Origin of the sequence: Rhodovulum sp. DZ06, assembly GCF_050586345.1 — a bacterium.
Lineage (GTDB): Bacteria > Pseudomonadota > Alphaproteobacteria > Rhodobacterales > Rhodobacteraceae > JBOCEF01.
This window is the reverse complement of sequence record NZ_JBOCEF010000003.1, coordinates 120,356-132,431: the sequence shown is the minus strand read 5'-3', so window position 1 is coordinate 132,431 and position 12,076 is coordinate 120,356. Positions and strand designations below refer to the sequence as shown.

Sequence of the window (12,076 nt, the reverse complement as noted above, 5' to 3'; positions counted from 1 at the left end):
TTGGTGCTCGAAATCGTTTCGGAGGGCCGGACCATGAAGATCGACAGCTATTTCCCGTACCGCCTCGTCAACCTCGCCCGCGCGGTGGACGAGTCCATGAACGCCGTGCACGCGGCGCGGTTCGGGCTCTGCGCCGACGAGTGGCGGGTGCTGTCCGCGGCGGCCGAGGCGGACCCCGCCCCGACGCGCGAGATCGCGCGGCTGGCCGAGCTCGACAAGGTCGCCATCTCCCGCGCCGCCTCGAAGCTCGAGGAACGCGGGCTGATCCGCCGCCACGAGGCGCGCGAGGACCGGCGCATCAAGATCATCCACCTGACCGAGGCGGGCCGCGAGATGGTGGCCGACGCCGACCGCATCGTGCGCGAGCGCGAGGCCTGGCTGCTCGAGGGGCTGGACGCCTCGGAGCGGGCCGTGGTGGACGGGCTGATCGACAAGCTCTCGGTCCGCGCCGAGGAACTGCGGGAAGAGAAGAACAAGACCCGCTGCCGCCCCGACTGCACCGGCGCCTGCGAGGCGCTGCCGGGGATGGTGATGGAGCTCGAGCGGGCGATGGCGATCTGATCCGCCCGCACCGAACGCTCCGGCCAGAACGACGCGGCCGCCCGGACCCGGGCGGCCGTTTCGCGTTCCGGGCGGCGGCCGGCGGCGGGCGACGCGCGGCGATCCGCGACAGACCCCGCGGCAGCGGCGACGCGACGGCGCGGCGCCGCCATCCGGGCGGGCGCGCCGGGGCGGCGTCGCCGGGTCCCGCCATCCGGGCGGCGCCCGCAGCGCAGCGGCGGGCCGCGATCCGGCCCCGGCGGCGGCGCCCCGGCCTCACATGTCCTGGCGCACGATGTCGGTCACCAGCACGTCATGGGCGGCCTCGCCCAGCACGCCCTGCCCCGCGTCGCGCAGGGCCGAACGCAGGTCCGCCATCACCTGCCCGCCGGTGAACACCCCGTCGAAGCCCCCCGACTGGGCATGGCGGAACATCACCTGCAGGAACACGTCGCGCAGCTTCGGCTCGCGCTGGCGGATGATGTCGACGCCGTCCCCCTTGGTCTCGATCGACAGCGACATGATGATCATCGCCTTGACCCGCGCCTTGTCCACCAGCGGCACCACGAACTGCTTGTCGAGCGCGACGTACTGGAACTGCGCCGCCTCCTCGGGGTCATGGTCCTCGGGCTTGGGAATGTCGCTCGGGTCCTCGGCCGCCATCTCGTCATGGCCGTCCCCGTGCCCGCCGCCATGCCCGTCATCCGCGCCATGCGCGGCCTCGGCCCCGTGTCCGCCCTCCGCCGCGCCCTCGGCGCCCGCCTCCGCATGTTCCTCTGGCGGGGGCTTGAGGAAATGCCCGGCGGCTAGACCGCCGACGAGGCCGATGATGGCGAGGAGGATGGGGAGGAGCTTTTTCATGTCGGAAGGCCTCGGGAGGGGGACCGGTCAGAACGGCAGGATGATGTCGGCGATCTGCTGGCCGTAGCGGGGTTGCTGCACGTCCATGATCTGGCCGCGCCCGCCATAGGCGATGCGGGCCTCGGCGATGCGGTCATAGGTGATCTCGTTGCGCCGCGAGACGTCCTCGGGGCGGATGATCCCCGAGACCTGGAGGTCGCGCAGCTCGTAGTTCACGCGCACCTCCTGCGCGCCGGCGATGACCATGTGCCCGTTGGGCAGCACGTCGACCACCGAGGCGGCGACGCGCAGCGTGATCTGTTCGTTGCGCGCCACGCTTCCCGCGCCGGTGGAGGAGCTGTCGGAATTCAGCGCCGCCCCCGGGTCGGTGTTTGCGTTCAGCGCGCCTTCGACCACCGCGGGCAGGCCGAACAGCGCCGAGACGGACATGTTCTCCGACCCCGAGCGGCTGCGCTGGGTCGCGTTGTTGATCGAGGCCTCGTCGTCGATCTCGATCACCACGGTGACGATGTCGCCGGGCCGCTTCGCGCGCCGGTCGCCGAACAGCGATTGCGGGCCCGAGCGCCAGAGCGAGGCGGCGGCGGAGCCTGCCGGCTGCGGCTCGGGCGGCGGGGTCGCCAGCGCGACGCGGCGCGGCGCCGGGGGCGGCGGCGGCTCCAGCGGGGCGCCCGGGGGCGAGAAGGTCGGCGCCTTGCCGACATTGTCCAGCCGCTCGCACCCCGCGAGGATCAGGAGCGCCAGGATCGCGATGCGGATCATCGGCCGACCTCCACCAGTTCGGGACCGGAGACGCGGCCGACCACCGAAGCGCGCGAGACGAGGTTCATCACCCGCACCCGGTCGCCCTCGGCCCCGCGGTCCAGCGCGCGACCCTCCGCCTCGATGGTCAGCGGGCCGCGGCTGAAGCGCAGGGTCACGATCTGGTTGCGCTCCACCATCGCGGGGGGCGAGAGGTCCCCGGCGGCGATCGGGCGGCCCGGGAACAGGGTGATGCGGGCCTCGAGCCCGGCGATCGCCGTCTCCTCGGCCACGCCCTGCGCCGGTCCCGGCCTGCGCGACAGGTCGTCGAGCGCGATCCGTTCGCCCGCGCGGATCACGCGGCTGGGCGTGACGAAGCCGGACTCGGCAGAGCTTTGCTGCGCGGCCGCGGCAGGCGCGGCGAGCAGCAGCGCCGCCAGCACGGCGGTCACGCCGCGGGGTTCTCCTCGCGCGCGCATCTCAGCGGATCTGGCTCGTGGCGCCGAGCATCTGGTCGGCGGCGGTGATGACCTTGGCGTTCAGCTCGTAGCCGCGCTGCGCCTCGATCAGCTCGGTGATCTGGCGCACCGGGTCGACCGAGCTTTCCTCGAGGAAGCCCTGGCGCATGGTGCCGCGCCCGTCGACGCCCGGCTCGCCCGCGTTCGGCGCGCCCGAAGCCTCGGTTTCGAGGTAGAGGTTTCCGCCGATCGCCTCGAGCCCCTTGTCATTGGCGAAGGAGACGAGGTCGATCCGCCCCAGCTGCTGCGGGGCCACCTGGTCGTTGAAATAGGCGTAGACCTCGCCCTGGGCGTTGATCGAGATCGCGCGCGTCTCGTCCGGGATGGTGATCCCGGCGGCGAGCTCGAACCCGTCGGAATTGACCATCACCCCCTCGCCGGTGCGTTTCAGCGCGCCGTCGCGGGTATAGGCCGAGCGGCCGTCCGGCAGCACCAGCTCGATATAGCCGTCGCCCTCGATGGCGACGTCGAGCTCGCCGCCCGTCGCCTCCACCGCGCCCTGGCTGACATCCATGGAGACCGCGGCGGGGCGCACCCCGAGGCCGAGCTGGATGCCGGTGGGCAGCAGCGAGCCGTCGGCGGCGTTGACCGTGCCGGGGCGGGCGAGCTGCTGGTAATGCAGGTCCGCGAACTCGGCCCGGCGGGCGTTGTAGGCGGTGGTGTTCATGTTGGCGAGGTTGTTGGAGACGACCTCGACGCGCATCTGCTGCGCTTGCATGCCGGTGGCGGCGATCCTGAGGGCTCTCATGAGCGTATCCTCCGTTCTGGCGGGTTGCGGCGGCGTCGTTCGACGTCGGGGACGGGCGGCTCAGCGCGTCATCGCGGCTGGCCGATGGTTCGGATGACGGCGCGGATGCGCTCGTCCTCCCGGTCCTGGAGGGCCTGGCCGGCCTCGTAGGCGCGCTGCACCTCGATCATCCGGCTGAGTTCGAGCACCGGCGAGACGTCGGCCCCCTCGATGAAGCCCTGGTGGATGACGCCGCCCTCGACCGGCGCGACCGGCCCCCCGGGGTTGAACAGAACGCCCCCTTCGCGGGTCATGGCCGAGAGGTCGGGCGGGGCGACGAGGCCGATCTGGGTGACCGGCACGCCGTCGGCCGAGACCGAGCCGTCGGTGGCCACCGAGATCGATTTCGCGTCCGGCGGCATGAAGATCGGCGCGCCGCCGGCGTCGAGCACCCTGTGGCCCTCGGGGGTCACCAGTTCGCCATCCGCGTTGCGCAGGAACGAGCCGTCGCGGGTCAGGCGCAGGCCGCGCGGCGTCTCGACCTGGAAAAAGCCGTCGCCCTCGATGGCGAGGTCGAACGTGCCGCCGGTCTGGGACAGCTCGCCCTGGCCGAAGAACGTGTCGCGCACATGCGCCTTGGCCATGGAGAGCGAGCCGCCCTCGACCGGCACCGCCTTGACCATCTCCGCGAAGATCGCCCCCTCGCGCCGGAAGCCGGTGGTCGCCATGTTGGCGATGTTGTTGGCGATGACGCGCATTTCCTGTTTCAGCCCGCTCTGGCGGGTGATCGTGACATAGCCGGCGTTATCCATCGCGCAGCGCCTCCTCGATGAAGCTCTCGGCGGTGCGGCTGCGTGCGATCAGCGCGCGGGCGCCGGAAAGGCTGGGTTCCTGGGTGTCGGGCGGGGGCCCCATGGCGGCGAGCGCGTCCTCGGACAACGAGGGCGCGAGTTCGGCGGCGGCCTCCGGCGCGGCGCCGGAGGCCCAGGCCGCGAAGGTCGAACGCGCGGGGGACGGCGCGAGGGCCGCGGCCGCGCGCCATTCCCCGGCGCGCCAGGCGAAGCGCGAGCGGGTCTCGGGGTCCACGCCCTCGCCCGAGGCGACGGCCTCCCACGCCTCGGCATGGCGCCCCTCGGCGACGAGCGCCGCGACGCGGACCTTCTGCGCCGCGGCGCCGTCCTGGGCGCCGACCAGCTCCAGCGCCGCGTCGCCGTCGCCGAGCGCCACGTGGGCGCGGGCGGCGGCGAGCGCCGCGGGGTCGTGGCGCGCGACGCTGGGGGCGACCATGCCCAGCGCGGCGTTGGCGAGGCCGATGCGCGTCAGCCGGTCCGCGGTCGCGGTGCGCGCGGCGTCGCTGTCCGGGCCGTCGCCCATCAGCCCGGCGCGGGCGATGGCGGCGCCGGCATACTCCACGTCGCCGTCCCGCTCGGGGCCCGCGGCGAGGTACAGCTCCTGCGCCACCATGCGCAGGGTCTGGTCGCCGATCTCGCCGCGCTCGACCTCCGTCTCCAGCACGTCCATGGCCGGGATGAAACGGTCGCCGCCGCGCGCCCGGATCTCGGCGGCCTTCAGCCGGTCGCCCAGCGGCGTGCCGCGATGGGCGAGGGCGGCGGCGGCGGCCGACTGGATCAGCACCTGTTCCACCTGGCGGCCCTGGCCCAGCAGCCGCTCGATCAGCAGCGCCGTCGCCTCGGCCCCCGCGGGCGAGGAGCCGCCCGCGATGCGCCGAAGCGCGCGGTCGGCCTGGGCGTCCTTGCCCTCGGCGATGTCCAGCTTGGCCATCGCCAGCGTCCGCTCCGGGCTGCGCGGACCCGGCGCGCGCTCCATGATCGAGGCGACGCGGCGGGCGGCCTCGAGGCGGCCGCCCTCGAGCAGGTTGGTCAGCAGCCGCGCGCCGATCCGGTGCCGCAGCGGCGGCGAGATCTCGGCCAGGGCGGCGGCGAGCGCGTCGGCCGCCGGAACGGTGTCCGGGACCTCGGCGCCGTCGCCATTCGCCGCCGAAAGCCGCCAGACGGCGGCCAGCCCGGGGCAGTCCTTCTGGGTCGAGAGGGGGCCGCCCTCGGCATAGGGTTCGCCGTCCACGACATGCGCCATGTCCGTCAGAAGCGGCCCGGCGCGCAGCGGCGGCGCGACGGTTCCGATGACCGCGCGGGCCTCGGCCCCGAAGCCCAGCGCGATGTAGACCCGCGCGAGCTCGGCGGCGGCGGGGCGCACGATCTCGTCCACCGCGTCCATCAGGCCGACCCGGCGGGTGGCGATGGCGACGGCAGGGTCCTCGGACGCCTCCAGCACCGGCAGCGTGAAGCGCGGATCCGCGATGCAGTGATCCGGCGTCGGCGCGCGCCGCGGGCGGTCCCGCTCGATCACCGAGCGGATCTCGACCTGGCCGCGGGCCGCCTCGAGCATGGCGGCCATCGGGTCGCCGTCGGGGGCCGCGTCGGGGGCGCCCTGCGCGTCGGGCTCGGCCGCGTGCGGATCCGCGGCATGGTCGTCGCCATGCGCCTCGGCGGGCGCGTCATGCGGCGGCGCCTGCGGCTCCTCGGCGGGCGGGGCCTGCGGCCGTTCCGAGAACTCCACGAGCCCCTCTTCGGCCGCCCGCGACAGCTGCTCGATCAGGCGTCGCTGCGCCTCGGCGACCACCGAGGCGACGTCGTCGAGCGGCGCGGCCGGCGGCGTATCGGCCGCGTGCGCGTCATCGCCGGCTTCGGAGGGGGCCGGCGTCTCGGCGGCGGGATCCGTGGGGGCATGCTCTTCCGCGGCATGGTCCTGCGCCCCGGCGGTCGGGGCGTGGTCGTCGCCATGATCGACGGCCGCGCGCGCGGGCGCATCACCGGCATCGGGGGCGGGCGCCTGCGCGGCAGGCGCCGGCGCCGGCGCCGCGGGCGCGGGGGCGGCGGCCCGGGGGGCCGGCCGGGCCTCGGCCACCACCGGCGAGGGCGCGTCGGCGGTCGGCGGTTCCTCCCGCGCGCCGTCGCGGAAATCGAGCACCAGGCTGCGCGGCCCGAGGCGATACACGTCGGCCTCGCAGGCGCAGGACATCGAGAAGGTGATCTCGGACCCGCCGCCGGCCGTCGACGCGGTGGCGCGCAGCACGCGGGACACCCGGCGCTCGGGGAAGATGGCGGCGGAATCGACCTCCGCCTCGATGTTCGGCAGGCGCAGGGTCAGCGCGCGGCCGGCCCGATCGACCTCCCACGCCGCATCCGGCGGCAGGTCGAGCACGACCCGGCTGAACGAGGAGAACTCGCTCGCGCGCAGGCGCAGCGATTCCTGCGCCCCGGCCTGTCCGACCGGGAGCGCGAGGGCCGCGAGCGCGGCGAGAGAGGTGACGACGCGCCAGGTCATGCGGCGCTCTTGGCGCCGCGCAGCGCCTCGTTCAGGTCCGCGAAGCCGGGACGCACCTCGCCCGGCGCGTTCTGGCGGCCCACCTCGACGCAGATATCGGGGGCATGGTTGTGCAGGTTGGCCACGAGCACGTCGCGGATCAGGGTGTAGAAGGTGTGGTCCGACTCGATCACCGTCTTCACCTTGGCGGCGAAGGGGCCGACCAGGCCGTAGGCGAGGAACACGCCGAGGAAGGTGCCCACCAGCGCGCCGCCGATCATCTTGCCCAGCACCTCGGGGGGCTGGTCGATCGAGGCCATGGTCTTGATCACGCCCAGCACCGCCGCGACGATGCCCAGCGCGGGCAGGCCGTCGGCCATGGACTGGAGCGCGTGGCTCGAGTGCATGGCATGGTGCAGCTTGTGCTCCAGCCGCTTCTCCAGCACCTCCTCGACCTGGTGCGGGTCGTCGTAGTTCATCGACCCGGCCCGCATCGTGTCGCAGATGATCTCCACCGCCGACTTGTCGGCGAGGATGTTGGGATATTTCTGGAACACCGCCGATTCCTGGGGCCCCTCGATATGCCCCTCGAGGTCCATCGGGTTGCCGCGCGCGATGCGGATCAGCTCATACAGAAGGCACAGCAGGTCCTGGTAGTCCTGCGGCTTCCACTTCGGGCCTTTGAAAACCTTCCCGACGTCCTTCATCGTGTGCTTCACCGCGGCCATGTCGTTCGAGATCACGAACGCGCCGACGGCCGCGCCGCCGATCATCATCATCTCGAACGGCAGCGCCTTGATGATGATCCCCATCTTGCCGCCGGCGGCCACGTAGCCGCCGAACACCATCACGAGGATGATCACGATGCCGACAATACCGACCATCCGGGGGACCTCTCGAACTCTTCCAGACAAGGAGATGCGTGGGGGCCGAGTGTCGGCCGAACGCGGTTAAAAAAACGCTAGGCGGCGCCGGTCATTCACGCGGCGCGTTGGCGTTCCGCCCGGCGATCGTGGCGCTGATGGCGTAGGCGCGCTCGGCCGGAAGCCCGGCGAGCACCTCCGCGGCGACGTCCTGGCGCATGCGCGCGAGGAACCCGGCCGCGAAGCCGATATCCATGGTCTGGAAGATCTTCGACGACTTCTTCGGATCCATGTTCTCGTACACCTCGACCAGCCGCTTGATGTCCGCCTCGGCGGCGTCGTCGGCGATGGTCAGCGTCTGCTCGAGCCGCGCGCGCGCTTCCTCGAGTCGTTCGCGCTCCGCCCGCATCCGCGCCTCGGCCGCCTCCAGCAGCCGTTCGCGGTCGGCGATCTGAAGCGCGCGGTCGCGCAGCTGCAGCTCCCGCTCCCGCACCGCCTCGAGCAGCGCGCCGGCGTCGCCGCCGGGCGTGCACTCGGCCTGCGCGCCGCCGCGGGCGGGCGCGGCCGGCTGCGTGTCCGGCGCGGCCAGGGCCCCGGCCGCATGGGCCACCGGCCCGGCGGGATCCATGATGCGGATCGCGGCCGAGGCGACGAAGCAGCCGACGATCAGCGCGGCGGCGCCGACCCGGGGCCGCCCGGGGACCGGGGCGGGCGTGCGCGTCATGACGCCCCCCCGCGGGACAGCGCGCGAATCGCGGCCGCCAGCGCATCGCGGGACGAGCGCGGCTCGTCCTCGGGCGCATCGCCCCCGACGGCTTCGAGCTCGGGCTCGGGGTCGAGGACGTCCGTTTCCGGATCCTCCGCACGCGGGGCGGCGGCGCGCACCAGCGGCCGCGGCAGCCGCGATTCGGCGTCGTGCATCGCGGCGATCAGGATCTCGAGGCGACCGGCCGCCGCCTCGGCCCGCGCGGTGCGCTTCGCAAGCTCGCGCGTCTGCTCGTTGGCCGACTTGCGCGCCGTCTCCATGGCCTTGCGCAGGTCGTCGGCCTGGCGCGAGAGCGCCGCGACGGCGCCGCCGAGCCCCTTGTCGAGGTCGCCCAGCTTGCGCAGCCGCCGCGACAGCACGTGGCAGTAGATGGCCGCGGTGACGGCGGCGCCGATCAGCAGCCCGTCGGCGATCAGGGTCATGTCCGCGCCGATCATTGCAGCACGAAGCGGGTGATCAGCAGATCGCGCACCCGTCCCTCTCCGGTCACCACCTGGATGCGGCGCAGCATCTGGGCGCGCAGCCGGGCCATCGCGGCCGGGTCCTGCACGTCTTTCTCATCCAGCGCGCGCAGATACGTGTTCAGCACGTCCAGCACCCTCGGCTTGAGCATCTCGACCTCGGCCTGGTGAAGCGGCTCCACCTCCAGCTCCGCGCTCATCACCAGGTGGCGGGCGCGGGCGCCGCGGCCGAGCGAGATCACGATCTCGTCCAGCGGGACGAAAGCCGTCGGCGGCAGGTCCGGCGGCGGCTTGGCCGCCTTCTCCTCCTTCGCGTGCTCTTCGCCCCCGCCGATGGGGAGGGCGAGCATGCCCGAGTAGACGGCGAAGAATCCCCCGCCGCCCAGGACCAGCATCAGGACGAGGCCGATGATCAGCCCGCCCTTGCCGCCCTTTTTCTTTCCTTCCTCGACGATGTCGTCGGGATCGATGTCAGCCGTGTCGGCCATGCCGCCTCCGCGCATCCTGCTGCGTTGGGGCAAGTCCTAGACCCGCTCTGCCTAAGAGGACGTAAACCGGGGAGGTAACCTGATCTTAAGCGACGGGGGCGCATTCCTCGGGTCAAGCCAGAAGGGCCGGCCCGCCGATCGCGGGCCCATAAAGGTGTGAGATCAGAGTGAACGGTCTGCTGTCGATCTGGGAAGGAAGCGATCCGCGTCAACGCTTGGTGGCGCTGCTTGCTGGACTCGCCGCGCTTCTTGCGCTCGGCGGCCTGGCGAGCGTCGCTCTGAAACCCAACATGTCCCTGCTTTACGCAGGTTTGGACCAGAGCGCCGCCGGCGCCGTGGTCACCGCCCTCGAATCGCGGGGCGTGCAATACGAAGTGCGCGGAGACGGCATCTTCGTCGAAGAGGGGCGGCGCGATGCGATGCGCATGGCGCTGGCCGCGGACGGCCTGCCCGAAAGCGGGGCCGCGGGGTACGAGCTTCTCGATGCCCTGTCCGGTTTCGGCACCACCGCCGAGATGTTCGACGCCGCCTACTGGCGCGCGAAGGAAGGGGAGCTGGCGCGCACCATCGTCGCCCTGCCGACCATCCGGCGCGCCCGCGTGCATATCGCCAACCCGGTGCGCCGGCCGTTCGAACGCGGCTCGGAACCCACCGCGTCGGTCGTGGTCACCACCATCGGCGGCGCCCTGCCCGGCCACCAGGCCGAGGCGATCCGCTTCCTGGTCGGTTCCGCCGTCGCCGGTCTGCAGATGCAGAACGTCTCCGTCATCGACGCCGAGCGCGGGATCGCCCTGCGCGCCGGCGAAGAAGGCGCCGGGACCGCGGCCGAGGGCGAGGACCGGGCCGAGGCGATGCGGCGCAATGTGGAGCGCCTGCTGGGCGCCCGCGTCGGCCCCGAATCGGTGATCGTGGAGGTCTCGCTCGACACGGACCGCAACGCAGAGAAGATCACCGAACGGGTGCTCGACCCCGAATCCCGCGTCGCGGTGTCCACCGACACCGAGGAGACGTCCGCCGAATCCACCGGCGGGGCCGGGGGCGGCGTCACCGTCGCCTCGAACCTGCCCGACGGCGATGTCGAGACCGATGGCGGCGGCGGCGCGAGTTCGAACTCCACCCGCTCGCGCGAGCGCGTCAACTACGAGGTCTCGGAGGTGCTGCGCGAGCGCACCCGCAACCCGGGCGAGATTCGCCGCATCTCCGTCGCCGTCCTGGTCGACGGGCTGCGCGAGACCGCCGCCGACGGGACCGAGACCTGGACCGCCCGGCCGGAGGAGGAGCTGCAGGCGCTGCGCGCGCTGGTCGAATCGGCGATCGGCTTCGACGCCGCCCGCGGCGACACGATCTCGATCCAGACCATGCAGTTCGCCCGCGGCGCCGAGGCGGGAGAGTTCGCGGAGGCGGGCGCGGGCGGCTTCCTCGCCGCCAACGCGATGACGCTGATCCAGCTCGTCGTGCTCGCCCTCGTCACGCTCGCGCTGATCCTCTTCGTGCTGCGCCCGATGATGCAGCCCGCGCCCCGCTCGGGCGCCATCGGGTCGGACGAGGAGTCGCTGCAGCTCGGCGCCGATCCGCTCGGCAACGTGGAGCGCAGCATCGAGGCCGCGGGCGACCTGATTGACGCGGAAGGGGTGGGCGTCGACAAGCTCGCCGCCCTGCGCGACGCGGTGCAGGAGCGGCCCGAGGACAGCGCCTTCCTGCTCCGCTCCTGGCTCGAATCCGATGACAAGACGGGGAAAGCGGCATGAACAGGGCCATGAACTGGGAAAGCTTCGAGGACGACGAGGACGCGCCCCCGCAGACCCGCAGCGCCAGCATCGAGGAGTTCGTGCGCCCCGCCCCGCCGCCCTCGGCCGAGGAGATCGCGGCCAGGGCCGAGGAGGAGGCGCGCCGGGCCGAGGAGGAGGCGCTGGCCGAGATGCTGGCCCGCGCCCGCGGCGAGGGGAAGGCGGAGGGCTTCGAGGCGGGCGCCGCCCAGGCCGAGCAGAACTTCATCGCCGAGCGCCGGCTGATCCTGTCGGACATCCGCGAGCGGCTCGCCGACGCCGCGCTGCTGCGCGAGCGGGCGGACGCCGAGGCCGCGGCCTCGCTGCGCGAGCTGTCCGAGGCGCTGGTGCGCGCGCTCGCCCCCGCCCTGTCGCGCTCGGGGCTGGCGGCCGAGGTCGCCGCGGCGGTCGCCGCCGCCCATGACGACCAGCTCTCGTCCCGCGGCGCGCCGAAGGTGGCCGTCGCCGCGCCCGCCGACCAGCTGCCCGCGATCCGCGCCGCGCTGGACGAGGCCGGGCTCGACGCCGAGCTGACGGCGGACGATTCGCTGACCGCGCTCGAGGCGCGGGCCAGCTGGGGCGACGGGATCGACGCGATCGATCTCGGCCGCTGCGTCGACGCCGCGATGCATGCCGTCGCGGTCCATTTTGCAACCGATGAGGAGACCCGGGCCCATGGATGACCCGATCGATGGCGAAATCGATGGCGGCGGCGACGGCGCCCTCGCCGCGGCGGAGCCCGGCGAGACGCGGCGCAGCCGCGGATCCGCCGTGCTGGGCGTGCCGATCGAGGTGGTGGTCTCGGTCGGCCGCGCGCGGCCGCAGATCGCCGAGCTGGTGACGCTGCGGCGCGACTCGGTGCTGCCGCTGGACAGCCGGATCGAGGATCCGGTGGAGCTTTATATCGGCGAGAAGCTGATCGCCCGCGGCGAGCTGCAGGAGATGGACGACGATTCCGGCCGCCTGGCCGTGCGCCTGACCGAGGTCGCCGACCTGTCGGGCGGCGTCTGACCGTGACCCCGGC

General features: G+C 73.3%; 14 protein-coding genes. 4 read left to right on the top strand and 10 right to left on the bottom strand.

The window, feature by feature from the left end; translation table 11 throughout:
• The first annotated feature begins 33 nt into the window (after positions 1 to 33).
• Complete coding sequence (locus ACQ5SO_RS02585; protein ID WP_430940002.1) at positions 34 to 561, top strand: MarR family winged helix-turn-helix transcriptional regulator; 528 nt, start codon at positions 34 to 36, stop codon at positions 559 to 561.
• Positions 562 to 816: 255 nt separating this feature from the next.
• On the opposite strand, the gene ACQ5SO_RS02580 is transcribed toward ACQ5SO_RS02585, so the two are convergent.
• The 10 genes from ACQ5SO_RS02580 to ACQ5SO_RS02535 all read right to left on the bottom strand — a co-directional run bounded on the left by ACQ5SO_RS02580 (position 817) and on the right by ACQ5SO_RS02535 (position 9,286).
• Positions 817 to 1,401 carry a flagellar basal body-associated FliL family protein gene (locus ACQ5SO_RS02580; RefSeq protein ID WP_430940001.1) on the bottom strand — a complete coding sequence of 195 codons (585 nt, stop codon included), beginning with the start codon at positions 1,399 to 1,401 and terminating at the stop codon, positions 817 to 819.
• 27 nt (positions 1,402 to 1,428) lie between these two features.
• Positions 1,429 to 2,160 (bottom strand): flagellar basal body L-ring protein FlgH, encoded by a 732-nt coding sequence (gene flgH / locus ACQ5SO_RS02575; RefSeq protein WP_430940000.1) that lies wholly within the window; start codon positions 2,158 to 2,160, stop codon positions 1,429 to 1,431.
• Positions 2,157 to 2,591 (bottom strand): flagellar basal body P-ring formation chaperone FlgA, encoded by a 435-nt coding sequence (flgA, locus tag ACQ5SO_RS02570; protein WP_430939999.1) that lies wholly within the window; start codon positions 2,589 to 2,591, stop codon positions 2,157 to 2,159. The genes flgH and flgA overlap by 4 nt, the downstream gene beginning before the upstream one ends.
• A gap of 28 nt (positions 2,592 to 2,619) precedes the next feature.
• On the bottom strand, positions 2,620 to 3,405 hold the full coding sequence (gene flgG / locus ACQ5SO_RS02565) for a flagellar basal-body rod protein FlgG (RefSeq protein ID WP_430939998.1): 786 nt from the start codon (positions 3,403 to 3,405) through the stop codon (positions 2,620 to 2,622).
• 68 nt (positions 3,406 to 3,473) lie between these two features.
• A complete protein-coding gene (locus tag ACQ5SO_RS02560; RefSeq protein WP_430939997.1) occupies positions 3,474 to 4,196 on the bottom strand; it encodes a flagellar hook-basal body complex protein in 723 nt (240 codons plus the stop codon).
• Positions 4,189 to 6,729, bottom strand: coding sequence for a hypothetical protein (locus ACQ5SO_RS02555; RefSeq protein ID WP_430939996.1), 2,541 nt, complete (start codon positions 6,727 to 6,729; stop codon positions 4,189 to 4,191). Before ACQ5SO_RS02555 ends, ACQ5SO_RS02560 begins: the two co-directional genes overlap by 8 nt.
• Complete coding sequence (motA, locus tag ACQ5SO_RS02550) at positions 6,726 to 7,592, bottom strand: flagellar motor stator protein MotA (protein WP_430939995.1); 867 nt, start codon at positions 7,590 to 7,592, stop codon at positions 6,726 to 6,728. Before motA ends, ACQ5SO_RS02555 begins: the two co-directional genes overlap by 4 nt.
• Before the next feature lie 91 nt (positions 7,593 to 7,683).
• A complete protein-coding gene (locus tag ACQ5SO_RS02545) occupies positions 7,684 to 8,295 on the bottom strand; it encodes a MotE family protein (RefSeq protein WP_430939994.1) in 612 nt (203 codons plus the stop codon).
• Positions 8,292 to 8,759, bottom strand: coding sequence for a hypothetical protein (locus ACQ5SO_RS02540; RefSeq protein WP_430939993.1), 468 nt, complete (start codon positions 8,757 to 8,759; stop codon positions 8,292 to 8,294). Before ACQ5SO_RS02540 ends, ACQ5SO_RS02545 begins: the two co-directional genes overlap by 4 nt.
• 11 nt (positions 8,760 to 8,770) lie before the next feature.
• On the bottom strand, positions 8,771 to 9,286 hold the full coding sequence (locus ACQ5SO_RS02535; protein WP_430939992.1) for a flagellar basal body-associated FliL family protein: 516 nt from the start codon (positions 9,284 to 9,286) through the stop codon (positions 8,771 to 8,773).
• Between the two features lie 167 nt (positions 9,287 to 9,453).
• On the opposite strand from ACQ5SO_RS02535, the gene fliF reads away from it, so the two are divergent.
• The 3 genes from fliF to ACQ5SO_RS02520 are packed head-to-tail and all read left to right on the top strand — an operon-like array spanning position 9,454 to position 12,063.
• Positions 9,454 to 11,034: a flagellar basal-body MS-ring/collar protein FliF gene (fliF, locus tag ACQ5SO_RS02530; RefSeq protein ID WP_430939991.1), complete on the top strand. Its 1,581-nt coding sequence runs from the start codon at positions 9,454 to 9,456 to the stop codon at positions 11,032 to 11,034.
• Entirely contained in the window at positions 11,031 to 11,735 is a 705-nt protein-coding gene (locus ACQ5SO_RS02525; protein ID WP_430939990.1) for a hypothetical protein, read from the top strand. Before fliF ends, ACQ5SO_RS02525 begins: the two co-directional genes overlap by 4 nt.
• On the top strand, positions 11,728 to 12,063 hold the full coding sequence (locus tag ACQ5SO_RS02520) for a FliM/FliN family flagellar motor switch protein (protein WP_430939989.1): 336 nt from the start codon (positions 11,728 to 11,730) through the stop codon (positions 12,061 to 12,063). Before ACQ5SO_RS02525 ends, ACQ5SO_RS02520 begins: the two co-directional genes overlap by 8 nt.
• The last annotated feature ends 13 nt before the right edge of the window (positions 12,064 to 12,076 follow it).

Bases quoted from the DNA above. Each gene is read 5' to 3' on its own strand.
- ACQ5SO_RS02585 (WP_430940002.1), top strand. From the start codon at position 34: ATGAAGATCGACAGCTATTTCCCGTACCGCCTCGTCAACCTCGCCCGC.
- ACQ5SO_RS02580 (WP_430940001.1), bottom strand. From the start codon at position 1,401: ATGAAAAAGCTCCTCCCCATCCTCCTCGCCATCATCGGCCTCGTCGGC.
- flgH (WP_430940000.1), bottom strand. From the start codon at position 2,160: ATGATCCGCATCGCGATCCTGGCGCTCCTGATCCTCGCGGGGTGCGAG.
- flgG (WP_430939998.1), bottom strand. From the start codon at position 3,405: ATGAGAGCCCTCAGGATCGCCGCCACCGGCATGCAAGCGCAGCAGATG.
- ACQ5SO_RS02560 (WP_430939997.1), bottom strand. From the start codon at position 4,196: ATGGATAACGCCGGCTATGTCACGATCACCCGCCAGAGCGGGCTGAAA.
- ACQ5SO_RS02555 (WP_430939996.1), bottom strand. From the start codon at position 6,729: ATGACCTGGCGCGTCGTCACCTCTCTCGCCGCGCTCGCGGCCCTCGCG.
- motA (WP_430939995.1), bottom strand. From the start codon at position 7,592: ATGGTCGGTATTGTCGGCATCGTGATCATCCTCGTGATGGTGTTCGGC.
- ACQ5SO_RS02545 (WP_430939994.1), bottom strand. From the start codon at position 8,295: ATGACGCGCACGCCCGCCCCGGTCCCCGGGCGGCCCCGGGTCGGCGCC.
- ACQ5SO_RS02540 (WP_430939993.1), bottom strand. From the start codon at position 8,759: ATGACCCTGATCGCCGACGGGCTGCTGATCGGCGCCGCCGTCACCGCG.
- ACQ5SO_RS02535 (WP_430939992.1), bottom strand. From the start codon at position 9,286: ATGGCCGACACGGCTGACATCGATCCCGACGACATCGTCGAGGAAGGA.
- ACQ5SO_RS02525 (WP_430939990.1), top strand. From the start codon at position 11,031: ATGAACAGGGCCATGAACTGGGAAAGCTTCGAGGACGACGAGGACGCG.
- ACQ5SO_RS02520 (WP_430939989.1), top strand. From the start codon at position 11,728: ATGGATGACCCGATCGATGGCGAAATCGATGGCGGCGGCGACGGCGCC.